Genomic DNA, 24,825 nt, shown 5'->3' with positions numbered 1-24,825 from the left:
GTTCACGCCAAGAAAGTCACAGCTGCCTTCGATGGTGTCATTCGGCTTGCAATATTGACCCCCTAAGCCGGGGGATCGGCGTCCAAAATTGCCCCCCTACAGGTTGGTCTGTTGCGCTGCCTGCTTCGTAACAAAGCAGGTGGTGGAGGATGCTGGTCGTGGAGACGATTGCGCGGATTCGGCGCGAGCACTTCATCAAGGGCAAGACGATCAAGGAGATCGCCCGTGACCTGAAGGTGTCACGGAACACGGTTCGGAAGGTGCTGAGGTCGGGAGAGACCTCCTTCGAGTATGAGCGGCAAGTGCAGCCGCGGCCAAAGCTCGGACGATGGGCAGTCGAACTTGACGGGCTGCTTGCGGCGAACGCGGCTAAATCGGCTCGTGAGCAGCTGACATTGATCCGGATCTTCGAAGAGCTGCGCGGTCGCGGCTATGACGGCGGCTACGATGCGGTGCGACGTTACGCCAGGCGGTGGAGCAAGGAACGCGGGCAATCGACCGCGGCGGCCTATGTCCCGCTGAGTTTTGCGCCAGGCGAAGCCTACCAGTTCGACTGGAGCCATGAGGTGGTGCTGTTGAGCGGAACCACCGTGGTCGTGAAGGTTGCTCACGTCCGGCTCTGCCACAGCCGTATGCTATTTGCCCGGGCGTATCCGCGAGAGACGCAGGAGATGGTGTTCGACGCCCACGACCGAGCGTTCGCGCTGTTCAAGGGCACCTGCACCCGCGGCATCTACGACAACATGAAGACCGCCGTGGAGACGATCTTCGTCGGTAAAGGGCGTCTTTACAATCGCCGGTTTTTGCAGATGTGCAGCCACTATCTGGTCGATCCAGTCGCCTGCACGCCGGCGTCTGGCTGGGAGAAGGGGCAGGTTGAGAACCAGGTCGGGCTGGTCAGGGAACGCTTCTTCACGCCGCGTCTGCGGTTCAAAAACCTCGACGAGTTAAACGCCTGGCTGCTCGACAAATGCATCACCTACGCCAAGGCTCATCGCCATCCGGAACTGGTCGATCAGACGATCTGGGACGTGTTCGAAGTCGAACGCCCTAGGCTCGTTCCCTATGCAGGGCGATTTGACGGCTTCCATGCGGTGACGGCGTCGGTCTCGAAGACCTGCCTGGTGCGCTTCGACAACAACAAGTACTCGGTCGCAGCCAGTGCAGTCGGACGACCGGTCGAGGTTCAAGCCTATGCCGATCGCATCGTGATCCGCCAGGATGGACGTATCGTTGCCGAGCATCAGCGATCCTTTGGCCGCGGCGATACCGTCTACGACCCTTGGCATTATGTGCCGGTGCTCGCCCGCAACCCCGGCGCCTTACGCAACGGCGCTCCCTTCAAGGACTGGGTGCTGCCGGCCGCGATCGAGCGGATCCGGCGCAAGCTTGCCAGCATCGACGATGGCAATCGGCAGATGGTCGACATCCTCAACGCGGTGCTGACTGACGGTCTGCCTGCGGTGGAAGCGGCCTGTGCCGAAGCGCTCAGTCACAGCGTTCATTCCGCCGATGTGGTGCTCAACATCCTGGCCCGTCAACGTGAGCCAGCCCCGCCGGCCAACATCATGACGCCAGCCGCCCTGACGCTCCGTCATGCACCAATCGCCGATTGTGCCCGCTACGACAACCTTCGGAGGACCAACTGATGGAACGAACTCAAATCTTCGACCTCATGGGCGAGCTCAAGCTCTATGGCATGAAGGCTGCCTTCGACGAGATCATGGCAACTGCCGTCAAACGTCAGCATGAACCCCAGCGCATCGTTGGCGATCTACTCTCCGCCGAGATCAACGAGAAGCAAGCCAGATCTATCAAATACCAGCTCACCATTGCCAAGCTGCCGCTTGCCAAGGACATTGCCGACTTCCAGTTCGACGGCACGCCGATCAATCAGACGCTCGTCAATGATCTTGCTGGCGGCGGCTTCGTCGCCCAACAGCGCAACGTCGTGCTGGTCGGCGGCACCGGCACAGGCAAAACCCACCTGGCCATTGCCATCGCAAGAAGCTGCATCCGATCTGGTGCCCGCGGCCGCTTCTTCAACGTGGTCGACCTCGTCAACCGCCTCGAGACCGAGACCCGCAATGGACGGCAGGGACGGCTTGCCGAGCATCTGACCCGGATGGACTTCATCGTGCTGGACGAACTCGGCTATTTGCCCTTCGCCCAGTCCGGTGGCCAGCTTCTCTTCCACCTCGTCAGCCGGCTCTATGAGCGCGCCTCCGTCATCGTGACCACCAATCTCGCATTCGGCGAATGGCCCAGCGTGTTCGGCGACGCCAAAATGACCACAGCGTTGCTCGACCGATTGACCCATCACTGCGACATCGTCGAGACCGGCAACGATAGCTGGCGGTTCAAAAGCCGAGACGACGATCACGCCACCCGCGCTCGTCTCGCCTCCGCTATCCCGGCCAGCTCCGACGAGACGAGCGCTACCAGCAAACCCCGCCGCGGAAAGGGGTCAAAATTGGACGCCGATGAAGGGTCAAATTTGCAAGCCGATTGACACTTTACACTTCTGGATCTGAAATGCGGGTCAGCATCCTCACGTGCGGTCCCGCCCGTTTGAAGACCGGCTCCCAAAACGCATAGGCGTTCTCGACGAAACTCGCGGTTACGGAGAACTTCGTGAGCGCCGCCCGATATGCGGCCTGGCGCCCGCAGCCCTGTCCCTCGACAAGGTGCCAGATGAACTGAGCGACCTGGCGCGTGTACGTGCTCGGACGACCTCGGTGGTTGGGTACGATCTCAAGTCGCTTGGTCCCGGTGTCACGCGTCTCCGGTTCGGTGATATTGGCAAGCCAAATGAAGATTGATGGATCAATGCTCGCGGGATAGCCGTCGCGCTTGAGCTGCTGATTGATGATAGAGAACGCGCTGGCGGCTTCCCTGAAGCACTCGCTCAGGATGAAGTTCGCCTGGTTCTCCAGCTTGCCGCTCCGAAGATCGTCGAGCAATCTGACCGCCTCGTCGGTGAGCCGCCGCATATATCGCGGTTGCGACTGTCCCGCGCTGTCGGCTGGTTCCTTCTGCATGATTAATTCGGCCGCATCCGCGCGAAACCCCGTTGCGGCTTCTTTGAGAACGGTCAAAAAATTGCTTTCAAGTCCGGAAGCGACGACGGTTTTCGACGCCGCTTCGCCTCCCACCCGCGTCTCTACGAGGCCGTTTGCATGGTCCAAGGCAGCATTCAGGCTGGCTTTGATGTTTTCAGAAGCTCTGTCTTGAGAGTCTTCGGCAACCTTCACCATCATCTCGGTGGTAGTGTCGGAATCTAGGAGTTCGTCCTTGCGCGGCGCCGCCGCATTCCGAGATTCAAGCACCGCAACGGGACTCGGAGCCGTCGCTTGCCTTGCAAGAATTGTTTGATCAGACGTATTCGGGCCTGAGTGCTCCGATCGCAGATTGGAAGCAGCAATCCCGCGGGGCAGCACAAACAGGCCATCGTCAACGGCTCGGCTCGCCGCCGCGGTAAGCTCCACGAGCGAGCGTCGCGCGCAGCGCGTCTGCCTAGTACGCGGCTTTTTCGTTTCTTGCGTGTGGTTCATGATCTGACGACCCCTCGACAAGCTTCTTCAAGATCCAGCGCCACAGCTCACGAACTTCCTCCGAGGCTCTTCCCTCTTGTGCAAACTCCGTCACGCCTAATCCTGCCCCAAGCGCGTCCTGATGGTCATTGCGCTGTCCGACATAGGGAAGCGCGAGCACCCCGAGCGAATTGAGCGACGTCGCGGCTTCACTCACGCGGCAGCCCCGCGGTGGCGTCTGAGCGAGGACGAAAGCAAATCGGCGGTTGAGCCTACGAATAGCAATCAGCGTCGGTATCGCAGCTTCGATGTCGGCGGGACTCGGACGCACCGGGATCAGGCAAAGATCGGCCCTCGCGATGGCGCGCATGGCCAGTGCATTGTTCGTGGCGGCGGTATCGATAACCGTAAGCCAGATCCCCTCGGCTTCAAGGCTGACGAGCGCCCGTTCTATTTCGGCCGAATCAGCGACCCGAACGACCCGGGGATCGGGATGGCGGCGCCGCTCTTTCCATTTTGAAATCGTGCCTTGTGGATCCGCCTCGACAATTGCGACGCGCTCCCCGTTCCCCAACGCTGCGACTGCAATTCCGACCGCCAGCGTGCTCTTGCCGCTTCCGCCTTTTTGGGTGACCAGAGCAAGGACATACATCTTCTACGCGTCCCGGACGACAACGACATGAAACGCACGAGTCGTCGACATCGAGCCTACCCTTCCCGATGGTGGGTCGCATCAAGAGCGAACGTGGAAATCGCAGCCAAATCGAGGCCCAGCCATTAACGATATACCGCGCAATACGTCGGCCAAGGGCCGCGAGAATCACCACGACGTGGCTTTGTAAAATAGCCCATTATTCGGCCGTGTCACGGATCTTCGCGAAAGGATTGCTGAGCACCGTCGTACAAGCATGAAAGCAGAGCCTGCTCGCCTCTCTGGAATGGACACGGCAAGAAGCGGCTGTCGCAGTTGCAGCAAGATGCTGCCTCCTACCAGATTGGAGAGGTGATCTGCCTGCCAGCTCGAACTATCGAGCTAACCACAACTTGGGGACAAGCTACGCAATATTTTTCCGTGCTCAGCAGGAGGACTCTCGGATGAAGTGCAACAAGCAATTGTCGCTCGCGAGCATCATTGCGTTCGGGACGATCGCTTTTGGGAGCGGAAGTTTAGCTGCTGATTTGCCTGCGGCACCTGTCGTCAAAGCGCCGGCTCCCGTTTATCCTCTCTTCAGCTGGACTGGAGGTTACATCGGCGGCAGTGTAGGCTCGGGTTGGGGTACCAGCCAGACCGACCTCGCTGTGGGCAATACATTCATTGGCGCCCCCGTCAACCAGACCGTAAACCAGCTCATCGGCGGCACTGCCGATTTGAATGTGCCATTGCCGCAGGTGCAGCTGAACGGCTTCCTCGGCGGCGTACAAGCCGGTTACAATTTCCAGTCCGGTGTGATGGTCTACGGCGTGGAAAGCGATTTTTTATGGAGTGGTATCAAGGGGCGCACTGGCTGCTTTGTGGTCTTGAACTGCACGAACGACACCAAATGGATTGCCGATATCACCGGACGGGTCGGCGTCACGGTGGGCGACCGCGGCCTAGTCTACATCAAGGGCGGCGCAGCTTGGGCCGATTCCAGCATCGGCATCAACCAGTCCTTTGCCGTTACATCGAACTTGGGGGCTGGCTTTGCTGCTAACGGTGCTGCCGATGGCCGAGCGACCAAGAACATATTTGGCGGCACATTGGGTGCGGGCATCGAGTATGCCTTCCTGCCCGGCTGGTCAGCCAAAGTTGAGTATGACTACTTCGATTTCGGCAGGCAAGACGTAAAGCTGCCGGTTTCGGTAGTCGAGAACACGGCGATTGGTGATGAACCTAGTAACACCGAGAATATCCGTTCAGAAACTTCAGACCTCGCTGCAGGCGAAAGCTAAGGCTGAACCAGATTATCGATTCTACTCTCTTTGGGACAAAATCTGCAGACTGGATGTGCTGGAGGAAGCCTACAGGCGCTGCCGAGCAAACCGGGGGTCGCCGGGGGCGGATGGCATCACATTTGCTCAGATCGAAACCGAGGGACGCGAACGATGGCTGGAAAATGTCAGACAGGAGCTGACGGCGGGTGACTACCGACCGCAGCCCCTTCTGAGGGTATGGATACCGAAGAGCAATGGCGGACGCCGACCGCTCAGCATTCCAACCGTAAAAGACCGAACGGTCATGACGGCGGCGATGCTGGTGATCGGCGCCATCTTCGAAGCGGACCTGCTGGAGAACCAGTATGGCTTCCGCCCGAAGGTGGACGCCAAGATGGCAGTGCGCCGCGTGTTCTGGCACATCAGAGATCATCGGCGATCAGAGATCGTCGATGCGGACCTGAGGGATTACTTCACCTCGATTCCGCATGCACCACTGATGAAATGCCTCACACGCAGGATCGCCGATGGTCGGCTTCTTTCGATGATCAAAGGCTGGCTGACAGTCGCGGTTATCGAGAAGGACGGCCGGCGGATCACAAGGACGGCGGAGGCTCGGACGAAGAAAAGAGGAACTCCACAAGGCTCACCTTTGAGCCCGTTGTTGGCGAATCTCTACTTTCGTCGGTTTCTGCTGGCTTGGCGCAAACACGGACACCAAGATCAACTCGATGCGCATATCGTGAATTACGCGGATGACTTCGTGATCTGCTGTCGCCCCGGTTCGTCCGAGACGGCAATGGCGCGGATGCAGACGCTAATGAACAGGCTCGGGTTGGAGGTGAACGATACCAAGACGCGACTCGCTCGGGTCCCAGAGGATAGCGTAACATTCCTCGGGTATACGATCGGACGCTTCTATGGAAAGGGAGGTCAAGCCTTTCTTGGCACAAGACCTTCCAAGAAAGCCGTTCGACGATTGCTCAGACAGGTCCACGACCGCACGACACGTCAGTGGTATCCGGACTCACCGGAGAACACAGTCGCTGTCATCAACCGCTTCCTACGCGGCTGGTGCGGCTACTTCGACCAAGGTCCAGTGGTGGAAACTTACAACCTCATTCGGCAATACGTCGACCGTCGTCTGCGTCATTGGTTGGTCCAGCGCACCGGGGCACGTGGCCGGGGCTTCAACCGTTACTCGCAGGAATACCTGCATGAAACGCTTGGCCTCTACCGCCTCCCAAGAGCGCGTGCCGACGTGCCGAGAGCGAAGGCTTGATGGGTTGAGAGAAAGCCGGATGCGGGAAATCCGCACGTCCGGTTTGACGAGCGGCGACTGGAAACGGAGCCATGGTCCGAAATGAGCCACCGGCACTCAGCGAAAGCTGCCGGCCAACGGCAACTCCTCGGAACCTGTAGCCACCGCGTCAGTCGTCGACTCTACCGAGCTCGATGCGACCATCGGTCAGAAATCGTTCGAAGATGGCACGGCGCGAGACGGCATAGCGGATCGCCTCAGCCAGTTTTGATTTGCCGAAGATCCGACGCAAGGTCTGCTGCCAGAGATCGAAGAGATCTGCGACGATCGCCGCGGAGGCTTGCTGGCGCGCGGCAACGCGAGTGTCGGGGCTTTGACCGCGCATCGTTTTCTCGACCTGCCAGAACTTCGCCATCCGCTCGACCGTCGCCGTTGCCACTTCTGAGCTCCCTGCAACATGCAGCTCGTAGAACTTGCGTCTGCAGTGTGACCAGCAGCCAGCCTGTGATGCAATCATTGCCGCGATCGGATCGCGCGAGCTTGTTATAGGCGGCGTAGCCATCCACCTGCAGGATTCCGCGATAACCATTGAGATGGCGGACCGCGCATTCACCGGAGCGGCTGTCTTCGAAGCGATAAGCCACCATCGGGGGACCGTTGCGGCCAAACGTTCGATCATCCCTGGCATAGGCCCATAAATAGGCCGTCTTTGTCGATCCGGAGCCCGGAGCGAGCGTCTGCAAAGTGGTTTCGTCGGCAAAGACCCGTTCGGCCTTCTTGACCTCGCTGAAGATGTAGTCGGCCATGATCTCGAGCTCGAAGCCGAGCTTGCCCATCCATTGCGCCATCAACTGGCGGTCGAGCTCGACCTTGTCGCGGGCGTAGATAGCCTCCTGCCGGTAGAGCGGCAGGCCATCGGCATATTTGGCGACGGCGATCTGGGCCAGAAGCGCTTCCGTCGCCTGAGACGCCCGCCTTCTCAAGTCCCCGGCGCATCATCTCGACATCCGCAGCGGCGTATCGGTGGGTCGTGGCGACCTGAGCATGGCCAAGCCAAGCCTGAATCGTCAGGAGGTCCACGCCTGACCGGAGAAGCTTCATGGCGAGGGAATGCCGGAAGATGTGCGGCGATATCGGCTTGCCCTCCAAGCTTGGCCTCGTGGACCCGGCCTGGGAGGCGGCACGCCGCACGATGTGTGTCGCGCCGAAACGCGTCAGGCGCTCGTTGTGGACCCCGACGAAGATTGGCCGCGGTTCATGATGGGCGAGGCCGCGTTCGCTCAATAGGTTGGTCAGCGATCGCACCAAATCCTGAGGAATGGGAACGACGCGATCTCGGCGTCCCTTGCCATGAAGCAGCACCTGCGGGCGTCCTCGCTCCAACTGAAGGTCGTTCGCGTTGACGCCGGTCGCTTCGGACACGCGAGCGCCGGTTCTCGCCAAGAAGAGCAGAAAGGCCCGGTCGCGCCGACCGCGGGACGTCGTCTGATCAGGGGCTGCGATGATAGCCTCCACCTCGGCGTTGGTGAGATGATGCGTCACCTCGATGTGGGCCCGTTTGGTGGGGATCCGACGAGCCGGTGAGGTAGTAGGCTGTGTCGCTATAGTTGGCGTGGCCGAGGTAGGTGGCGAGTAAGGGCAGCAGCGCTTGGACGTCCGCGCGCTCGTGGTGCCACAGCCTCAGCCTGGTCACCGCGAACCGGTGCCGGAGATCGTGCGGTCGCAGAGGCTTGCCATTGTCAAGGCCCGCGAGCTTGCGGGCCTTAGCGAAGTTGCTTTGCAAGCCGGTTGCCGACAGACGGCAGCCTCGCGAGCTGAGGAAGAACGCCTCGCCTTTGGGCCTGGGAAACACGGTGTCGCGCTCACGGGCGTATCGACGAAGTTTGGCTGCCTGGGTCGTTGGGTGAACAGGAATCAGGCGGTCTTTACGGAACTTGGTTTTACGGACGAGGATGCCCCCGTTGGTCAGATCGACGTCGCCGCGATCAAGCCTGACCACTTCGCCCGATCGTAACCCCGTGCTGGCCAACAATCCGATTAGCGTCGCCATCGTGCGGCCCCTGAGAGGGGTCCCTGGCGAAATGAAGCCGCATGCGTCGATAAGCGACGTCAGCTCAGCCTCACTTAGGGATGCGCGGCGGCGGAATCGCCCTGGACCACGGGAAAGCTCTGCGCTCCAAGACCTCGGTCTGGGGGTCGTAGACGACCAGGTACTCGTAGAATCGGCGGAGCACGCCGTGACGGACCGCGCGGCTGTCGGCGGCGCCACCGAACGACAGGACGAAGTCCAGCGCCATCGTCCGGGTGGCGGGCGCACCCAGCTGAGATCGCTCGACGTAGCGAACGAAAGCCCGCAGCGTGCCGGCTTCTGGAAGCGGCGACAACAGGTGAGAGGAGGCCTGACTACCTCAAGCAGATTGGTCGCGACGCTCTTTCCAGAGCTCCGATAGTGTGGCGTTAGGTTTACTGAGGCCTTCCGCCGCGGCCCTGTCTTCCTAGAATCCATAGGACCGTTCGGCCCAGCGGAGAAGCACACGCGCATCCCGATCGGGTAAGACCACGCGCTGACTACGCAGGCCCTTGGCGATCGCTTGGCCAACCTCTGGCGCAACTCGATTACCATGGGTCATCAAGAAGAACCAACCAAATGGGACGCCGACCTCACGGTCGATGGCTTCGACGCGATCCATCAGGATATGAACCGAGGCGTCGCCAGCGATCAGCCTCTCTTCCGGCAGATGCCGCGGGCGCGGCACGAATCCGATCTCGCGTGTGCCTTTATCGTCGTAGTCGTAAATGTCGAGCGCCCAGTGCACATAGACCCGCTCGGCCGAAGCGCTTGATTCTTCCCAATCCTGGAAGAAGCGCGTCTCCCGCGGCACGAACTCGAACCAGTCCGGCACCAGTTCAAGAAACGGCGTCTCGGTCGTGCCCTCGCGTGTCGTTTCACGTACCACACGGCGTTCCATCTCTGGCCGCTGCGCCTCGCGCTTCTCGCGCTCGAGGCGGGCACACCGCGTCAGGAAGCTCCGGACATGGACGACGCTGCTGCCTGGGCGCCCAAGCATCCGATAGAGCGGACCAGCGATTACCTTGTCGTCGGACATATCTTCGTGCGTGATCCATGACGGATCGAGTAATTCGCCCTTGCCCCAAGGGCGATATGTCGGATTGACGATCGGCCCGGCACGCCATTCAACTTCCAGACCGAGACGGATTTGCACATAGTCCGCCGCGCCCGGTCCAGTTGGCGCGAAGGCATACACACTGTTGCCGTGCCATTCCGAGATCTGAAGGTCGCTCTCGCGCAGTCGCGTCCAGAGCGCGCCAATGTCGCCATTGTCCTTGGCAAGCTCCGCTTCCATCCACGGCCGGTATTCTGCGATCCGTGTCCCGTCGGCGGCGACCACCGAGCGCGTGTCGCGCCAATACTGCTCGTCAATGCCCGATGTCGAAAACGGAAATCCCGGAAACGCCTCTGTGAGCGCGGCCGCCAGCGCCGCTTCGTCAGATCCGGTCGGAAGACGTGCGAGAACCGCCTCGATCGAGGCGGGATCGGGCAATCGCATTGGGATGTTCTCTGGAGCGTCAGCCATGCCATGATCCTATCATCGGCGGTTGTCGAATTCTGCTCGTTTGCTAGCGCGTCCTATTCACCGCGCGTTCGATCTTTTCCATCGACGCGAGGATTTGCTCGAACCGAGGAGCCTCGCCGAAGATCATTGGCGTCATGTTCGTATAGTCACGCGCGAGCGCGTCGATCATTGCCGCAGTCGGCGCAAGCGCAAACGATCCGGTCACGGCCGAGACGAGATCGTAATCAGGCCGGTTGAAGAACATGAGAGCATGACGGACGCAGTCGGCCCCCAATTCGGCATCTTTGACCGCCGACCGGCCGATGTCGGAGGCGAAGAGGCAATACAGGTCGTAGAAGTGCCGCGAAATGCGCTGGCCTTCCTGGCGCAGCTCACCGCGGCGCTCGAACCAGCGGCGCAGCCCGTGAGCGATCACGATTTTGTCCCAGAACGTGCGCTCGGCGTCGATCGTCGTGACGTTCGGCACCGTCAATTCGAGGCCTGCCACGTCGTCGGCAATGTAAGGACGGATATTCGCCAGGTGGTTCGGGTCAAGCGCCGACTTCGCTCCGGACTCGATCCGGACTGCCGGCCGCACATAGGCCTCGTCGCGCGGTTCAACCTCGGGATACCAGACGAGAAGCGTCTGCCCGTCGGCATCCGACGCGTCGATCTCGAGGCGTCCGCGTCCACTCGTCGCTTCGGCGAGATGTTCGGTCAGGAAGGCGTATAGCGGACCGCTAATATAGCTGCGGCAAGCGTCCCGGATCGCATCCAATCGAGCGCGGCGTTTCTTATTCGACAAGATCGATCTCGAGTTCTTCGACTGAAGCAGACTCGTCGAGATCGTTGCGAAACACCGTTATATCGATGTCTTCGGAAAATCTTTCGATCAGCCCGTATGCCTTCGACAGCGACGTCCCGCCCTTGAAGAGAAGGCGCGGACCTCCTGCGGGCCGTTCGTGATAGAGAGCATTGAGGGTCCAGCAGACCCAAAAATCCTTCTCGACGTTTCCGATCGGCGCACCGAGCCGGTTCGCCGTCGTCAGGAAAAGATCAAGCTTCTCGCCGGGTGCGGCGGAGATGACCTCCTTGTAGGCTGCGCTACTCACGCGTGATCCTCCGCCGCGTCGTCAGGTTCGAGCAAGGGCCTGAGAAAGTCCTGCATCCAGATCGGCATAGCTGAAAGACCTGCACGGAGATCGTCGCGAATCTCCTTTCCATGCTGCGGGTTTGCGAACAGCTTGCTGAGGACGTTCTCTACCGCTTGTCGATCGTCCTTCCCCGCCATCATATCCTGCATCCAATAGAGCGCCTGAACGACGCGCATGCCCGGACGTCCGGCCCAATAAAGACGGCTAGGTGCCGCCGACTTGAAATTGATGACCTGCTTTCCAAGTTTGATCGGCTTCAGGCGAGCGTCGACCAGGACCTCGATGCGCGCCGGCACGGCCGTGGTGAGGCCGAGATCATTCGCGGCAGTCATCCCGTCGACCACGACGCGGGCCTGGTCGCGGCGCGCCACAGCCCTGATGACCGCGCGATAGTCGGGGACCATCGGCTTGCCTGTGAGGTTGCTCTTTCGCGGCCGGTCGTAGAGCCCGCGGTCGATGCGGCGCAACTCGCCAGCCGCAACGAGACGCTGCAACGTCTTGTCGACGGCCGCGCGACTGCCGAGATCAGCGAAATCACCGGGTGTCCATACCTCTGTCGGCGTTGCGTCGATGCGGGCAATGAGCCGCGGGCGGAGGTCTGTGGTCGGTTGATCAAGCATGTCCGAAATATGATGCAAATTTCGGTCGTCGGCAAGATTTGTCCGTCCGAACTATGCAGCATTTTTCGGACGTTCCGTTCCCCAAAGAAGCTCATCCAAGGCGACGAAGAATCAGGCAGTATAGCTATAAGTGGTTGATATAAAAAGTTAATTTGCGGTATTTCTGGCTTAATCTGAACCGGTGCCGGGTGGCTGCCTGCGGCGGCCCCGGCAAGGCGGGTAGCTACCAGAGCGGGTGCGGACGCGGAAGGGCTCGCAGGGGATATTTCAGACATACTGCTGCGACCGGCGGATGCCGGTGACAATTCTTGTTAAATTCAGCTCGCCGAATCAGGCTATCCCGCTGCTCGGGACGTTGCCGACGCAAATTTCGATACCATCGTTAGTTGGCTGCGAATACTGAAAATCATTGCATGTGCAAACGCCCGCCGCGCCAAAGCAGATGCTCCATTTGAGCTCATAGTTGATGCCGAGCACATTGAAAAAACTGCGGCCGTTGACGGATCAGTTCGACCTTGGGGACCAATACCTCTCGGCCCCCGGTGGTGAGCCGCTCAAATCGGCGATCATTTCGGCCCACGACAAGCGCGACGACCAGCCAGTCGTGCTCAAATACTGGCAAAAGACCGGCTCAGCGGTCGACGATGATCTTCGTGAAATTTGGCAGCATGAAATGCGCCAGGCACAGCGTGTGCTCGCCTATCCAGGCGCCGACAAGGTCATCGTCGAACTGCTGCGGTACGGCGAGGCGTCGGATGCCTTCTTTCTGGCCATGCCGCGAGATCTCGCGCCACTCGATACCATGGTCAAGCATGCGCGCCCCGATCACTGGCTGAACAATCTTGATGTCCCGCGCTCGCGCATCGTTCTCTGGCGCAACGCCGAGCGTCTGGCGAAGGCGCTTGAAGCCGTCCACAACCAGGGACTGGTCTATGGCCGTCTCGACAGTTCTTCGGTCTTCACGGCGTCTGCCACAGCGCCCGACTTCCGGCTTGGCAGCTTTGAGTGGTGCGTCCGATTGTCGGAGGCGGACAAAGCGCCGCTCGTCGTCTTTGCGAAATCCGCAGGTGCACCGATTATCATGTCGTTCCTCGACGATTGGCGTGCGCTCGGCCTGTTGCTCGCCGGTCTCCTGAAGCTCGATGCCTCGAGCCTCAGCCGTGGGCTCTCAGCCGTGGAGAACGAATCTGATGCGGCAGGTGAGCGGCTGGCCGTCCTCGAGGCCGGTGAGCGAGACACGCTCAGATGGTTGATCGAGCCTGCGCGCCATCGGGCGGTCGACGCCGAGATTGTTTGCAGACGTATCGGGCGCGCACGAAGGGCGAGACGGAGAATGGCGTCGGCTACGTGAAGAAGAACGCGATCGCCGGTCATTCCTTCCCAAGTTGGGAAGCATTCGAGGCGCATCTCGACAGATGGGAGCGTGATGTTGCGAACGTTCGCATCCAGGGCGCGACCGGCGAGGCGCCCCGATCATCCGCCTTGCGCGTGATGAGATACATCGGTTGAAACCGCTCGGCGGACAGCCGTCGTTCGGACCCTTGCGTGAACTGACCCACGTCGTCGGCAATGATTGCGCCGTCGAGATCGACGCGAACAGCTACTCCGTGCCATGGCGCCTTATTGGCGAGCGCATGGCGGTGACGATCGTGGCCGGGGAAGTGCGGATCCGCCATGGATTGCACCAGGTTGCCGTCCACACTGCAATCGGATGGGCGCCGGCTGCGGGTCGTCGACTCCGCTCATCTCGATGGAGTTGTTAGTCGCAATGGCGCGGTCCGCCCGGCTGAGATCGCGGCGGAGCTGGCGGCGTCCCCACCGCCGTCGTTGTTACGCATGCGCGGCGGCGATCAGGGTGAGACTCTCATCCTGATTGTCGCGCTATATACGCACTCTTGCCGAATACGAAGCCGTGGTCGGAGGAAGCTTAGGCGAGTGTGCGCTGCAGGCGGCTTTCGCGAAGAAATTAATAGCGGGACTATAGCCAGTGGTTTGAAGCCCCGGCTTCATGACATGTTTTACGCATGAAAACTCGTGCGATTGTGGCCTGGAATGTGCGTCGAATCCGCGTAGAGCGAGGTATTTCGCAAGAGAAATTGGCTTACGAAGCGGGGGTTGACCGCTCGTATATGGGGGCTCTTGAGCGGCAATCGAAGAACCCGACAATTGATCTTCTCGAACGCATCGCCGAGACGCTGGACGTTCATTTGTCCGAGTTGTTTATTCGGCCGTCTAAAAGTGCGACGACTCCCAAGACCCTGCCTGGAGGTCGCAAGCCGGCGCGTCCACGTCGCAGGAAGAAGAAATAGTGTAAGCGGCAAGCTGAGGCTGTCGGGCGGCGTCGTTCCATGCGAAGTGACCTCAAGGGACATTCGGCCTTCGACAAAGTCATGCTAGCAATGGACCAAGCGTTTATAGAAGTTCGTGGCTTGTAAGTAGCGTACTGGCTAATCTTCGTTACGGATATATTCCTAATCTCGGCTTAGTCGCGCGACCGAAACCTTCGACGACGAGGACGCTAAAAAGAATGATTTGGCTGACGGATGAGCAACGGGAACGCATCCGCAATCACTTTCTGGAGGAGCGCGCTATCGATAGACGACCGGTCGCAAGCCTACTGCGACGCGCCGGATTCTGGAAGCGGTTCTGCGGAGATCGGCGACCAGGCCCAGGACAGCGATGTGCTTAGCGGCCGTCACGACGACGGGGTACGATAACGTGAATGCTTTGCAAAATGGCGGTTCAGCCCTTCCGCAGGATAATCGCTGAAAGCAACCGCATCATCGGCGTGAACATGAAGTAGGCAGTCGTCCGTTAAGAGCGACCAAGCGACTGATGTGGAATCGTAATCTGACAGACCGGCTTTTTTGCGATTGCAGGGTTTTGATGCTTCAGGGATCGGAACCTTCCAATTTCATTTTCAAGATTCCGTCGAATCGCCAGTCATGATTCCGTGGTCGCATCGGAGGGGGTGATGCGGCCGAAGAAGCAGAAGGCGACGGGATCGGGCGATCTGTTCCGGGCCAGGCTGGACCAGATCATCAATATGAAGCACGAGCTGGTTCAGCTCGCCGGCAGGGTCGACTGGGACTGGATCGATGGGGAGATCGCCCCGCTCTACAGCGAGAACGGCCGGCCAGGCATCGCGACCCGCTTCGTGATTGGGCTGCTGCTGCTCAAGCAGATTTACGGCCTGTCCGACGAAGGGGTGTGCGAGCGCTGGGTCCACGACCCGTATTTCCAGTACTTCACCGGCGAAGAGTTCTTCCAGCATTCATTTCCGCACGAGCGCTCGGACCTGAGCCACTGGCGCAAGCGGCTCGGCGACAAGCTGGAGCTGCTGTTGGCCGAGAGCCTGCGGGTGGCGCACGAAGCCGGCGCGTTACGCAGCCAGGACCTCAAGCGTGTCACGGTCGATACCACCGTGCAGCCGAAGGCGATCACCTTTCCGACCGATGCTAAGCTGCTGCACGCGGCCATCAAGGGGCTCAACCGCATGGCGAGGAAGCACGGGGTCAAGCTGCGGCAGTCCTATCTTCGCGTCGCCAAGACCGCGGCAATGATGGCGGGACGCTACGCCCATGCCAAGCAATTCAGGCGGCATCAGCGGCAGTTGCGCATCCTGCACAGCCGGCTGGGCCGGATCATCCGTACGCATACGACGAGATCCCCGTCGGAGGCGTACGATCATCCGCGATATCGGCCGCAAGATCGAAGGTCGAGCTGTGCTCGAGAACGCCTTCGTCCTCCCGCTCAGCCGCGCTTCGCAGATCCGCTCGCAACAGCAGCGTCAGCGTGGCTGGAAGCATTATTCTTTCCACGCCCCGGAGGTGGAGTGCATCGGCAAGGGCAAGGCAGCCGCGCCTTACAACTCCAGTGAAGAACAGCGCCATTGGCGCACAGTCGCGGCCATTGTCATGAAATCTCAAGGCCGCGTTCTCGATGTGGAAGCTCAGATCCGACGAAGAGCTGAGGGCGCTAAAGTCCGACTTGGCGGACGGCAAGGGAATGACGTTGTTCACTAGGCTCTCGCTTTCGAACGACATCGAGAAGGGAGTGCCGAACAGCCCGGCGAAGAGAACGAGTAGATTCTCAGACAAGTACGACGCCTTTGGGATATGCTTTAGCTTCGCGCCATTGGACGGGGGGCGGTCGATGTTCGCATCGACCGGCAGATTCGTAATCTCGATAGCCGCGGGGCGAGCTGACGGAGGAACCTGCTCCGAGAGAAACGGCAGGATATCGGTCAACGCAACGGCGATCTTCGACCGCACTGCGGAGATCTGCGCAAGATAAGATCCGTAGGCGGTGGCAGGATATTTGATGGGAGCTAGTTCCTTCTGCAAAAATGCTTTTGCTGCATCGGGAAGCACGAAGGAATGTATCTGGGTTTTGTTCATGTCCGGATTCTTCCTATGTATTTGCGATGTCGCTTTCTGGCCACCGCACTACGAGATCCGCTTCGACTGTCCGCCGATCGCCCTCTCGTGCCCAAAGACAACCATGGGCGCCGCAAGAACGTAAAACGATCATTTGTAAACTAGGGTGCGTACTCATAAACTCTGCCGCTGAGAGTAGGCGCACCTATGTCCGCTTGTCCCCCAACAACGGCGCGAAAGCGGACATTGTCGGACTTCCGAGATGGGTCGACGCTTGGCCGCGACCGGCGTCAATGTCAGGAATTTCGTCCACTGGTAAGGCGTATGATCCTGCCAGTCGGAATTGACGAGTTAACGGGATGCATCGCGACATCCGCCCGTCAGAGCGGGGCTCCGATCATTCGGGTAACGTTGGCGTCAGTAAATCGGGGGACATCGTCCATAATTGCGTCGGTGTCGGCGGATGCAAGCGCAGCGTGAAGCGAAGCCTCATCGCGAAACCGATAAAACCCGACGGAAACATCTACCGAATTGACGTCTCGAGGGAAGAAGGCGGCGGCGCTTTCGAGGCCATGCTTCTGCCAGCATGCGAGCGCCAACGGTAGATGCACGTCGACATAATAGTCGCGATCGAAGTATGTGCCGCCGCTGCAGGTCACGACCATTGTTGCATTTGCCATCAGACGACTTTCTACAGAACCTTCGCATTCAGCGCGCGTCCGCTGTTTATGATTGCGATCGATATGTATGTCGGCCGCCGGACGGCCCTTGCCCGGTTTACGCGAACCGTGTGAATCGTCCGGCATCGCGCTGCCCCGCCGATTCGGGCACATATCGAGGATGAGACGGCGGCTTGGACTCTGTTTCGAAAAGACGCGCGGAGGACCGAGCGCCCAGCCGGTGCCGTGCAACCTGCATGTCGACGGCGCGAGCCGGCGCCGTCCCGCTCATCTCAATCCTCGTCTTGCCACCTCCGCAAGGCCGTCTGGTCGTGGTAAGGCATGCGATCTGGCGTGGTGATGAATTCCATCGTGGTGCCCCATGGCATTCGGCAGTAACAGACCTTGTTTCCAAGACCTTTCTCGGTTGCGTAAGGAATCGCGCGCGGCGCGGTGAGGCGTGTGCCTCCGGCCTTTTCGAAGCGCGTGACCGAGGCGTCGATGTCGTCGGTGTAGACACCGAAATGCGTGATGCCGAAGTCGCTCGCTCGGATCGGCTGGGCTTGTTGGGGGCCGTGCATTTCGAACAGCTCGATGTCGGGTCCGGTGCCGATCTTGACCATCGCCTGTCCACGCACGACCGTTCCCGGGAACGCTCCGACGGCCCGCTCGAATTCGGGGCCTTGCCGCGGCGGATCCTGCGGCCCGAAGGACTGATAGATCACCTGGCCGCCGAAAGCTTGCACCAGGAACGATTTCGCGGCTTCTATGTCGGGCACCGTGATGCCGATATGGTTGACGCCGCGGATGATAGGTGTGGTCATGACGGGTTGTCCTTTCTGATTGAATTGATCGATCGTGATGAGTGCGGGGCTCTGTTGCCGCAGTGTCGCGATTTCTCCGGCCCACAACGACACGGGCGCCGAGTTTCAATGGGCTCCGATGAACTCGATCAGAGCGGCTGCGACTGCATCCGGCCGCTCGTCCGCGACATAGTGGCTACAGCGGGCGATCGAGCCGCCCGTTACGTTGCTGGCGAATTCCTCGACCATCGGCACCATATGCGGACCAAAGCGATGATCCCCGCCGAGAGCCAGCACCGGGATCTCGAGCGGTTGCTTCTTGTACTCAAGCGCCGCTGCGTGGTCGGCGGCGAGGGTGCGATACCATTCCATGCCGCCGCGGGTGCGGCCGGGGAGCGCCATTGCTTTGGCGTAGATCTCGACATCCGCCGGATCGAAGCTGCTGTGATCGTAGAACCGCTCGGCCATGAAGCTCGAAACATAGTCGTATTCACGGCCATGGATCAGGCGCTCGGGGAGATCCCGGCTCATGTGGAAACCAAAGTGCCAGAGCGTTGCGATCGTCGCCTCCCATCCGCTCCAGCCGGGAAGCGGAACGTCCAGAACGGCCAGGTGGGTTACGGCCTCTCGATAGACAGCAGCCAGCGGCAAGGCCACCATTCCGCCGATATCATGGCCGCACACTGCGTAGCGTTGATGGCCAAGGGCAGCCATCACTTCGTGCGCGTCGCGCGCCATTGTCGCCTTGTCGTAGCCGCCGAGCGGACAGTCGGAAAAGCCGGCGCCGCGCAGATCGATCGCGACCACGCTGAAATGCGCGGCCAGTTGCGGCATCACATGGTGCCATTCCCACCATGTTTCCGGCCAGCCATGCAGCAGAAGAATCGACGGGCCTGAGCCGCCCGTGACGGCGTTGATCTTGATGCCGTTCACCGGCACCAGCTGTTGGGCAAAACCCTTCAGAGTCGCGATCATGGTCGCTGTCCCGTCGATGTTGACGTTCGATCGGAGCTCGCGACCCGCGTTCCGGGCGGGTCGAAATCGGTAGCGATCGTGATGTCGTGCCAGGCGTCGATATCGCTGCGGAAGGCAGCCAGCTTTCGCTCGGCGGCAGCATGCGCGACCGGGCCGAGCGGCAGGTGAAGCGGGGCGTCGTCGTCGTCGACGGCGCGCAGGATCACTGCGATCGCCTTGTCGGGGTCGCCCGCCTGATTGCCGTTATTGGTTTCGCGATAGTGCCTGCGCGAGGTCCCGGCATATTCCGGCATCTCGTTGGCGGCGACTGTGATCGAACGGCCGAGGAAATCGGTGCGAAACGGCCCAGGCTCCACGATCAGCACTCGGATGCCGAACGGCTTCAACTCGCTGGCGAGCGCTTCGGAAATCCCTTCCACGGCGAACTTGGCGGCGTTGTAGTAACCGCCGCCTCCGCCGCCCGAGATGCCGGCGACGGACGACATATTGACGATCGCTCCGCCCGAGCGCCGCATGACGGGCAGGGCGGCTCTGGTGGCTTCGATCAAACCGAAGAGGTTTACCTCGAACATCGGCCGGTATTCGTCAGACGTCCCCTCCTCAATCGCGCCATGCAGTCCGTATCCGGCATTGTTGACGAGCACGTCGAACCCGCCGAAGGTCTCGACCGCTTTTGCGACCGCGGCCTTGGCTGCCGCCGCATCGGTCACGTCCAGTGGCACGGTGATCATGCGGCCGTCGAAAGGCTCGGCCATATCCTCGATCGTCTTGACACTGCGGGCCGTCGCGACGACCTGATCGCCGCGCTCCGCCGCCGCGAGCGCGAGCCGCTGGCCGAAGCCGCTTGAGCAGCCTGTGATGAGCCAAGTCTTCATGCTTTCTTCTCCGAGTTGTTATCAGACGATGCAAATCGTTCGCCGCTATTGCGACCCGTGATATCGGCCAAGGCCGACCGACTCTCTGCGATCAGAGGCCATGCTCAAGAACTCACCGCTCGGCCGCCCTGGATGACGACGACGCGGCTGCCGATCTTGACCCGGCTATAGAGATCGATGATGTCTTGGTTGATGAGTCGAATGCATCCGCTCGAAACGGCGCGACCGATCGTCTCCGGCTCGGTCGTCCCATGAATGCGGAACATCGTGTCCCGTTCGCCCTGAAAGAGGTACAGCGCGCGTGGTCCAAGGGGATTGCCAAGCCCGCCGGCCATTCCGCTGGCGAGATGGCCATAGCGCGCAGGCTCCCGATTCATCATGTTCTTGGTCGGAGTCCAATGCGGCCATTCCGCCTTTCGCCTAATGGTCGCGGTGCCTGCGAAAGCGAGACCATCCTTGCCAACGCCAATGCCGTAGCGCATGGCCTTTCCGTCGCCCTCGACAAGATAGAGCTGATGAGCAGCCGTATCGATGACAATCGTCCCGACAGGCTCATTCGTCGTATAGTCCACGCGCTGGCGCAACATCGCCGGATCGACGCCGGATATGTCGACGGCTGGTAAGGTGTAAACTCCGTCGACGAGTTGCGCGTACTCACTCGGCGTGCTGATGATATCGGCCTCGACGAGGCCGCTGCGACTGGCACAACCCGAGAGAACGATCGCCATTGCACCGAATACCGAGAACCGCATAGAGCGCCTGGCATCTGAGTTCCTCATATCGAACCGTAACCTTCGCCGCAGTCCAATCGGTGACTCTGTTGCTGATATCCGAACATTGAAGCTCCCAGGAAAGCCAAGCGTGCCATCGGCACAACTGCAATAGGAACCAATTGGTTCCGAATTTTGCTTTTAAAAAAGCATCTCCATCAGGAGATCGGCATCTTTCAGCATCTCGTCGCGGCGTGATCCAACTTTACCAAGCACCCGCATGCCTTGTGCATGTGAGACGATAAAGTGCGCTATGACTTCAGGATCGGACCTATTGGCGATTTCGCCGGCGGCCTGTCCTTTCGCGATCGTTGCAGCGAACAGGGCTTGAAGCCTGGAGAAAAGACGCTTGATCACCTCTGCGATGTCGGGATCTCCCGGCAACATCTCGGCAGCCGTCAACACACCGAAACAACCGCGCACCCCTTTTTTCCCAGACGACAAATCCGCATACCGCACCAACGCGTTGCGGATTGCCGCCTTCGGCGAGGGGGCTGATCGCAGAACCTCCTGGACGTTTCGTACGCCATCGTCGGTGTAGAACTCGAGGGCGCGCAGGAAGACAGATTTCTTGTCACCGAAAGCCTTGTAGAAGCTGCCCTTCGAAAGCTGCATTCCGGCAAGCAGATCAGGCAACGATGCGTCGTGAAACCCACGATCCCAAAAGATTTGCATCGCTCGCCTCACCGCCTCGTCGAGATCGAATTCACGGGGGCGTCCCACAGGAAGTTTGGTATTGATGGTCATCATACGGGCAATATAAACCAAACGGTTCCTAATTGCAATAGTCGATTTATATGCAGGCCTGCGTTGCTCAGGCTGTGAGGACCGTCCAAAATTTTCGTTCGGCCTCAGTAACGGCTCCCGGCATCGCCTCGTAGTTGGTTACATCCTGTCCGACGCCGCCTCGCAAAGGAGGCGAAACGACAATCATGATGCTTCCCCTCTGCTACGCCGTGGCGTGAAAACATAATGACCAGGCGGACGGGTAACTGCCATCCAGGAAGAGACCACATGACGCTCAGCACTACACGTCCTTCTCCGAAAGCCAATGCCTGGCTCAAGCGCTACTATTTCATTCGCTCTGCCGTCGCGGCTCTATGGGCGGTTGCGGCCTTGACGATCGCCAGAGACCGTTCCCATCTCGCGGCCATCCTGCTGGTTGCCTATCCCTTGTGGGATGCCCTCGCCAACTATCTCGACGCGCAACGCAGCAGTGGGCTTGCTTCGAGCAAGAGCCAGATGGTCAATGTCATCATTAGCATTATTACTGCAATAGCGGTCACCATCGCGCTGACGCGGAGCATGAATGCCGTGCTTTTGATCTTCGGGGCATGGGCGGTCGTCGCGGGGCTTCTTCAGCTTGCGACCGGCGTGGGCCGCTGGGGATCGGCCGGCGCACAATGGGCGATGATCCTCAGCGGCGCACAGTCGGCGCTGGCGGGGTGCTTCTTCGTCTACCGGGCGGGGGTTGTTACCAATGTCGGGATTAGTGACGTTGCCGGCTACGCCGCGTTCGGTGCCTTCTACTTTATGGTTTCGGCCGTTTGGCTATGGAGCACCGGCTTGCGTCGCTCTTCTGTGCAAACCACTGCGTAGCACACGTTTGACGGACCTTCATCATGAAGGACCGGCAGCTGTCTTCGATACCGCCGGTTAGCCGATTGATGGTCCCCGCATCAGCCGTCAGGACGGCCCAGCCATCGCGCTGGCGCCGTCCTATCGAGAAAGATCACCACGTTGGCTACTTCGCGGGGCTCGGCGCAACGCCTCAGATCTGCTAATGGGATGGTCCGGCCGTGCTCCTGCCCCGCCAGCGATAAGCTGGCCAGGGGCGCCAAGACAAGGAGCACGCCATGTCCCAGACACCCAGTACTGCGATCGCCGTGATCGGCATCGATATCGGCAAAAACTCGTTCCACGTCGTGGGCCACGATACGCGCGGCGCCATCGTGCTGCGGCAAAAGTGGTCGCGTGGCCAGGTGGAGGCGCGGCTCGCCAATATGCAGCCTTGCCTGATCGGCATGGAAGCCTGCGTCGGCGCACATCATTTGAGCCGCAAACTCGCATCGCTAGGTCACGATGCCAGGTTGATGCCGGCCAAATATGTCCGCCCTTATAGCAAAGGACCGAAGAACGACTTCAATGATGCCGAAGCGATTGCCGAAGCCGTGCAACGCCCGACGATGAAGTTCGTGGCGACCAAGACCGCGGAGCAACTGGATCTGCAGGCGCTGCATCGGGTGCGCGAGCGGCTGGTGTCGCAACGCACCGGCATCATCAACCAGATTCGCGCCTTCATGCTGGAACGCGGGATCGCGGTGCGCCAGGGTATCGGCTTCCTGCGCACAGAACTGCCCACCATCCTTGCCACGCGCACCGATGCCCTGTCGCCACGCATGTTGCGTGTCATCGAGGAGTTGGCAGGCGACTGGCGCCGGCTGGATCAGCGCATCGATAGCCTCTCCGGCGAGATCGAAGCACTGGCCCGTCAAGATCAGGCATGTTCGCGCCTGATGACGGTGCCTGGCATCGGGCCGATCATTTCGAGCGCCATGGTAGCCGCGATCGGCACTGGAGACGTCTTCTCCAAAGGCCGTGACTTCGGCGCCTGGCTCGGACTGGTGCCCAAGCAGATCTCGACGGGAGACCGCACGATCCTCGGCAAAATCTCAAGGCGCGGCAATCGCTACCTGCGCGTTCTGTTCGTGCAGGCGGCATGGGTGGTGCTGGTCAGGATCAAGAACTGGGAACGTTACGGACTCAGATCCTGGATCGAAGCCGCCAAGAAGCGATTGCACCACAACGTGCTAGCGATCGCACTCGCCAACAAGCTTGCCCGCATCGCCTGGGCGGTGCTGGCTAAAGGACGCGCCTTCGAGCTGACAAGGACCAACGATGCAGACGTCCAATCCGCTTGATCGTCGCGCCGTGCTCGGGGCGGTCAAGGCGCGGCCTGGCAACGCCGGAGCCAGCCGCAAGCAAAGCGCAACGGCCGGCCTTGACCGCCCGTGCGCGCGACGCGACGCACGTCCTGCGGGCCGGGACGAAGGAACGGCCCCCGGCTCGAACACAGGAACTGCGAGGTAGGAGGAGCAAGCGATGACGTAACCCCATCAACAGGTTCCAGCCAAGGTCTGCGAGAGGATGAGACGAGATGGAGGTTCGGTCTTCCCGGCGCATGCGAACACTGGTGACCCAAATGGCCCAATCGAGGCCTGTCCGCTAATGAGAACGCACGCGCGCTGATATCCATGATGGCCCGGAGAGAATGCTCCAATCAAAGGCCGGATACATTGATGCAAGACCACTCACCACCTGATCGACGAACCTCTTGCTACGCACGGCCGGACCATACATTGGGTCAGGAACGACAAAACTCAAGGTGAGCATAATCGGTCGGCTTTCGAGTGCATAGCGACCAGTTGAGCCCGACAGCCGAGCCATGATTCAAGCCACACAACGGAAGGGGCCGAATCATGCGCTACGAACTCACGGACTATGAGTGGTCCGTCATTAAGCCGATGTTGCCGAATAAGTCGCGCGGCGTGCCGCGGGTGAATGACCGTCGTGTCCTCAACGGCATCTTCTGGGTCTTGCGATCCGGAGCGCCATGGCGCGACCTGCCAGAAAACTTCGGTCCGTACACCACTTGCTACAATCGATTCGTTCGCTGGCGACGGGCCGGCGTGTGGGCCAAGCTCATGAGCGCACTGGCCGGCGCCCATGATGCTGCCGTGCAGATGATCGACACTTCCATTGTTCGCGTACATCAACATGGGGCCTGCATCACAAGAAACTGGCGTCAATCGATGGGAAGGTCACGCGGCGGTCTGACGAGCAAAATCCACGCGGTGGTCGACAGCAATGGTCTACCGGTACAACTTGCGTTGAGTCCTGGCGAGGCGCACGACGTTCGACTTGCCGGTAAACTGCTCTCTCGTTTGAGATCCGGATCAATGCTGCTCGCCGACCGCGGCTACGACGCTGACTGGATCAGGGAGCTTGCCATGAAAAAGGGCGCATGGGCCAATATCCCGCCGAAAAGCAATCGGACCGATCCGATCTGCTTCAGCCCGTATCTCTACCGCGCCCGCAACCGCGTCGAGCGGTTCTTCAACAGGATCAAACAATGCCGTCGGGTGGCGACGCGCTACGACAGGCTTGCTGGAAACTACCTTGCCTTCATCCAACTTGCATCTATCCGGCTATGGCTCGCCGCTCGTTATGAGTCCGCGCCCTAGTCACATGAATCTAAAGTTCGCCACATAAAGTCTGCTGGGCTTTGTGGCAAAAGCGTTTGACGG

23 protein-coding genes and 5 pseudogenes are annotated in these 24,825 nt (G+C 60.2%); 12 read left to right on the top strand and 16 right to left on the bottom strand.

Annotated elements, in window-relative coordinates:
- Positions 1 to 149: 149 nt before the first annotated feature.
- Positions 150 to 1,752 (top strand): annotated as a pseudogene (gene istA, locus IC66_RS0139685) (IS21 family transposase).
- Entirely contained in the window at positions 1,649 to 2,512 is an 864-nt protein-coding gene (gene istB / locus IC66_RS0139680) for an IS21-like element helper ATPase IstB (protein WP_011090918.1), read from the top strand. The pseudogene istA and the gene istB overlap by 104 nt, the downstream one beginning before the upstream one ends.
- Before the next feature lie 4 nt (positions 2,513 to 2,516).
- Here the strand turns inward: istB and IC66_RS0139675 are convergent, their stop codons facing one another.
- Positions 2,517 to 3,554, bottom strand: coding sequence for a hypothetical protein (locus IC66_RS0139675; RefSeq protein ID WP_011090917.1), 1,038 nt, complete (start codon positions 3,552 to 3,554; stop codon positions 2,517 to 2,519).
- Positions 3,517 to 4,185, bottom strand: coding sequence for an AAA family ATPase (locus IC66_RS0139670; RefSeq protein ID WP_011090916.1), 669 nt, complete (start codon positions 4,183 to 4,185; stop codon positions 3,517 to 3,519). The genes IC66_RS0139675 and IC66_RS0139670 overlap by 38 nt, the downstream gene beginning before the upstream one ends.
- A 443-nt stretch (positions 4,186 to 4,628) precedes the next feature.
- Between IC66_RS0139670 and IC66_RS0139665 the strand changes: the two genes are divergently transcribed.
- Positions 4,629 to 5,465, top strand: coding sequence for an outer membrane protein (locus IC66_RS0139665; protein ID WP_011090915.1), 837 nt, complete (start codon positions 4,629 to 4,631; stop codon positions 5,463 to 5,465).
- Positions 5,401 to 6,729, top strand: coding sequence for a group II intron reverse transcriptase/maturase (gene ltrA / locus IC66_RS0139660; RefSeq protein WP_014498615.1), 1,329 nt, complete (start codon positions 5,401 to 5,403; stop codon positions 6,727 to 6,729). The genes IC66_RS0139665 and ltrA overlap by 65 nt, the downstream gene beginning before the upstream one ends.
- A 166-nt stretch (positions 6,730 to 6,895) precedes the next feature.
- On the opposite strand, the pseudogene tnpC reads toward ltrA, so the two are convergent.
- From tnpC to IC66_RS0139635, 7 genes and pseudogenes are all read right to left on the bottom strand, one after another.
- Positions 6,896 to 7,667, bottom strand: a pseudogene (gene tnpC, locus IC66_RS0139655) (IS66 family transposase); the annotation flags it as partial.
- 103 nt (positions 7,668 to 7,770) lie between these two features.
- Positions 7,771 to 8,223, bottom strand: a pseudogene (locus IC66_RS44400) (tyrosine-type recombinase/integrase); the annotation flags it as partial.
- Complete coding sequence (locus IC66_RS0139650) at positions 8,198 to 9,214, bottom strand: tyrosine-type recombinase/integrase (RefSeq protein ID WP_240536555.1); 1,017 nt, start codon at positions 9,212 to 9,214, stop codon at positions 8,198 to 8,200. The gene IC66_RS0139650 and the pseudogene IC66_RS44400, both read right to left, overlap by 26 nt.
- On the bottom strand, positions 9,204 to 10,304 hold the full coding sequence (locus tag IC66_RS0139645; RefSeq protein ID WP_018647441.1) for a hypothetical protein: 1,101 nt from the start codon (positions 10,302 to 10,304) through the stop codon (positions 9,204 to 9,206). Before IC66_RS0139645 ends, IC66_RS0139650 begins: the two co-directional genes overlap by 11 nt.
- A gap of 43 nt (positions 10,305 to 10,347) precedes the next feature.
- Positions 10,348 to 11,088, bottom strand: a complete 741-nt coding sequence (locus IC66_RS0139640) for a nucleotidyl transferase AbiEii/AbiGii toxin family protein (protein WP_014498610.1) — start codon at positions 11,086 to 11,088, stop codon at positions 10,348 to 10,350.
- Positions 11,078 to 11,395, bottom strand: coding sequence for a nucleotidyl transferase AbiEii/AbiGii toxin family protein (locus IC66_RS49320; RefSeq protein ID WP_014498609.1), 318 nt, complete (start codon positions 11,393 to 11,395; stop codon positions 11,078 to 11,080). Before IC66_RS49320 ends, IC66_RS0139640 begins: the two co-directional genes overlap by 11 nt.
- Positions 11,392 to 12,057, bottom strand: a complete 666-nt coding sequence (locus IC66_RS0139635) for a DUF6088 family protein (RefSeq protein ID WP_014498608.1) — start codon at positions 12,055 to 12,057, stop codon at positions 11,392 to 11,394. Before IC66_RS0139635 ends, IC66_RS49320 begins: the two co-directional genes overlap by 4 nt.
- Before the next feature lie 466 nt (positions 12,058 to 12,523).
- Here IC66_RS0139635 and IC66_RS0139630 point away from each other — a divergent pair, with 466 nt between their 5' ends.
- Positions 12,524 to 13,408, top strand: coding sequence for a hypothetical protein (locus IC66_RS0139630; RefSeq protein ID WP_014498607.1), 885 nt, complete (start codon positions 12,524 to 12,526; stop codon positions 13,406 to 13,408).
- Positions 13,409 to 13,427: 19 nt separating this feature from the next.
- Here the strand turns inward: IC66_RS0139630 and IC66_RS0139625 are convergent, their stop codons facing one another.
- Complete coding sequence (locus IC66_RS0139625) at positions 13,428 to 13,733, bottom strand: transposase (protein ID WP_202557294.1); 306 nt, start codon at positions 13,731 to 13,733, stop codon at positions 13,428 to 13,430.
- Between IC66_RS0139625 and IC66_RS49315 the strand changes: the two are divergent.
- The 4 genes and pseudogenes from IC66_RS49315 to IC66_RS0139610 all read left to right on the top strand — a co-directional run.
- Positions 13,656 to 13,820: pseudogene (locus IC66_RS49315) on the top strand (Mu transposase domain-containing protein); the annotation flags it as partial. The gene IC66_RS0139625 and the pseudogene IC66_RS49315 sit on opposite strands and share 78 nt — an antisense overlap.
- 261 nt (positions 13,821 to 14,081) lie before the next feature.
- Positions 14,082 to 14,366, top strand: coding sequence for a helix-turn-helix domain-containing protein (locus tag IC66_RS44395; RefSeq protein WP_014498605.1), 285 nt, complete (start codon positions 14,082 to 14,084; stop codon positions 14,364 to 14,366).
- Positions 14,367 to 15,031: 665 nt separating this feature from the next.
- A pseudogene (locus tag IC66_RS0139615) lies at positions 15,032 to 15,926 on the top strand (IS5 family transposase); the annotation flags it as partial.
- Between the two features lie 73 nt (positions 15,927 to 15,999).
- Entirely contained in the window at positions 16,000 to 16,353 is a 354-nt protein-coding gene (locus IC66_RS0139610; protein ID WP_014498603.1) for a hypothetical protein, read from the top strand.
- A 463-nt stretch (positions 16,354 to 16,816) separates the two neighbouring features.
- On the opposite strand, the gene IC66_RS47395 is transcribed toward IC66_RS0139610, so the two are convergent.
- The 6 genes from IC66_RS47395 to IC66_RS0139580 all read right to left on the bottom strand — a co-directional run bounded on the left by IC66_RS47395 (position 16,817) and on the right by IC66_RS0139580 (position 21,286).
- Positions 16,817 to 17,242: a hypothetical protein gene (locus IC66_RS47395; protein WP_223153792.1), complete on the bottom strand. Its 426-nt coding sequence runs from the start codon at positions 17,240 to 17,242 to the stop codon at positions 16,817 to 16,819.
- A gap of 146 nt (positions 17,243 to 17,388) precedes the next feature.
- Positions 17,389 to 17,919 (bottom strand): VOC family protein, encoded by a 531-nt coding sequence (locus IC66_RS0139600; RefSeq protein ID WP_026192141.1) that lies wholly within the window; start codon positions 17,917 to 17,919, stop codon positions 17,389 to 17,391.
- 105 nt (positions 17,920 to 18,024) lie between these two features.
- A complete protein-coding gene (locus IC66_RS0139595) occupies positions 18,025 to 18,873 on the bottom strand; it encodes an alpha/beta fold hydrolase (protein WP_011090907.1) in 849 nt (282 codons plus the stop codon).
- Positions 18,870 to 19,748, bottom strand: a complete 879-nt coding sequence (locus tag IC66_RS0139590; RefSeq protein WP_011090906.1) for an oxidoreductase — start codon at positions 19,746 to 19,748, stop codon at positions 18,870 to 18,872. Before IC66_RS0139590 ends, IC66_RS0139595 begins: the two co-directional genes overlap by 4 nt.
- 104 nt (positions 19,749 to 19,852) lie before the next feature.
- The gene (locus IC66_RS0139585) at positions 19,853 to 20,500 is read right to left on the bottom strand and encodes a L,D-transpeptidase (RefSeq protein WP_014498601.1); all 648 of its coding nucleotides are present in this window, start codon (positions 20,498 to 20,500) and stop codon (positions 19,853 to 19,855) included.
- Between the two features lie 159 nt (positions 20,501 to 20,659).
- A complete protein-coding gene (locus IC66_RS0139580; RefSeq protein WP_223153791.1) occupies positions 20,660 to 21,286 on the bottom strand; it encodes a TetR/AcrR family transcriptional regulator in 627 nt (208 codons plus the stop codon).
- A 246-nt stretch (positions 21,287 to 21,532) separates the two neighbouring features.
- On the opposite strand from IC66_RS0139580, the gene IC66_RS0139575 reads away from it, so the two are divergent.
- The 3 genes from IC66_RS0139575 (at position 21,533) to IC66_RS44385 (ending at position 24,762) form a co-directional block, all read left to right on the top strand.
- Positions 21,533 to 22,117 carry a DUF308 domain-containing protein gene (locus IC66_RS0139575; RefSeq protein WP_009734588.1) on the top strand — a complete coding sequence of 195 codons (585 nt, stop codon included), beginning with the start codon at positions 21,533 to 21,535 and terminating at the stop codon, positions 22,115 to 22,117.
- Between the two features lie 257 nt (positions 22,118 to 22,374).
- On the top strand, positions 22,375 to 23,439 hold the full coding sequence (locus IC66_RS0139570) for an IS110 family transposase (RefSeq protein ID WP_011088795.1): 1,065 nt from the start codon (positions 22,375 to 22,377) through the stop codon (positions 23,437 to 23,439).
- A gap of 558 nt (positions 23,440 to 23,997) precedes the next feature.
- Positions 23,998 to 24,762: an IS5 family transposase gene (locus IC66_RS44385; RefSeq protein ID WP_014498598.1), complete on the top strand. Its 765-nt coding sequence runs from the start codon at positions 23,998 to 24,000 to the stop codon at positions 24,760 to 24,762.
- The last annotated feature ends 63 nt before the right edge of the window (positions 24,763 to 24,825 follow it).

This window comes from Bradyrhizobium genomosp. III (assembly GCF_000261705.1).
Classification (GTDB): domain Bacteria; phylum Pseudomonadota; class Alphaproteobacteria; order Rhizobiales; family Xanthobacteraceae; genus Bradyrhizobium; species Bradyrhizobium ottawaense.
The sequence above is the reverse complement of the archived record's forward strand: the minus strand, read 5'-3'. Positions and strand labels throughout refer to the sequence as shown.

Bases quoted from the DNA above. Each gene is read 5' to 3' on its own strand.
- IC66_RS0139675 (WP_011090917.1), bottom strand. From the start codon at position 3,554: ATGAACCACACGCAAGAAACGAAAAAGCCGCGTACTAGGCAGACGCGC.
- IC66_RS0139650 (WP_240536555.1), bottom strand. From the start codon at position 9,214: ATGGATTCTAGGAAGACAGGGCCGCGGCGGAAGGCCTCAGTAAACCTA.
- IC66_RS0139625 (WP_202557294.1), bottom strand. From the start codon at position 13,733: ATGGCGGATCCGCACTTCCCCGGCCACGATCGTCACCGCCATGCGCTC.
- IC66_RS0139585 (WP_014498601.1), bottom strand. From the start codon at position 20,500: ATGCGGTTCTCGGTATTCGGTGCAATGGCGATCGTTCTCTCGGGTTGT.
- IC66_RS0139670 (WP_011090916.1), bottom strand. From the start codon at position 4,185: ATGTATGTCCTTGCTCTGGTCACCCAAAAAGGCGGAAGCGGCAAGAGC.
- IC66_RS44385 (WP_014498598.1), top strand. From the start codon at position 23,998: ATGCGCTACGAACTCACGGACTATGAGTGGTCCGTCATTAAGCCGATG.
- IC66_RS0139595 (WP_011090907.1), bottom strand. From the start codon at position 18,873: ATGATCGCGACTCTGAAGGGTTTTGCCCAACAGCTGGTGCCGGTGAAC.
- IC66_RS0139635 (WP_014498608.1), bottom strand. From the start codon at position 12,057: ATGCTTGATCAACCGACCACAGACCTCCGCCCGCGGCTCATTGCCCGC.
- IC66_RS44395 (WP_014498605.1), top strand. From the start codon at position 14,082: ATGAAAACTCGTGCGATTGTGGCCTGGAATGTGCGTCGAATCCGCGTA.
- IC66_RS47395 (WP_223153792.1), bottom strand. From the start codon at position 17,242: ATGCCGGACGATTCACACGGTTCGCGTAAACCGGGCAAGGGCCGTCCG.
- IC66_RS0139570 (WP_011088795.1), top strand. From the start codon at position 22,375: ATGTCCCAGACACCCAGTACTGCGATCGCCGTGATCGGCATCGATATC.
- IC66_RS0139575 (WP_009734588.1), top strand. From the start codon at position 21,533: ATGACGCTCAGCACTACACGTCCTTCTCCGAAAGCCAATGCCTGGCTC.
- IC66_RS0139600 (WP_026192141.1), bottom strand. From the start codon at position 17,919: ATGACCACACCTATCATCCGCGGCGTCAACCATATCGGCATCACGGTG.
- IC66_RS0139610 (WP_014498603.1), top strand. From the start codon at position 16,000: ATGTGGAAGCTCAGATCCGACGAAGAGCTGAGGGCGCTAAAGTCCGAC.
- IC66_RS0139590 (WP_011090906.1), bottom strand. From the start codon at position 19,748: ATGAAGACTTGGCTCATCACAGGCTGCTCAAGCGGCTTCGGCCAGCGG.
- IC66_RS0139630 (WP_014498607.1), top strand. From the start codon at position 12,524: ATGCCGAGCACATTGAAAAAACTGCGGCCGTTGACGGATCAGTTCGAC.
- ltrA (WP_014498615.1), top strand. From the start codon at position 5,401: ATGAACCTAGTAACACCGAGAATATCCGTTCAGAAACTTCAGACCTCG.
- istB (WP_011090918.1), top strand. From the start codon at position 1,649: ATGGAACGAACTCAAATCTTCGACCTCATGGGCGAGCTCAAGCTCTAT.
- IC66_RS0139645 (WP_018647441.1), bottom strand. From the start codon at position 10,304: ATGGCTGACGCTCCAGAGAACATCCCAATGCGATTGCCCGATCCCGCC.
- IC66_RS0139665 (WP_011090915.1), top strand. From the start codon at position 4,629: ATGAAGTGCAACAAGCAATTGTCGCTCGCGAGCATCATTGCGTTCGGG.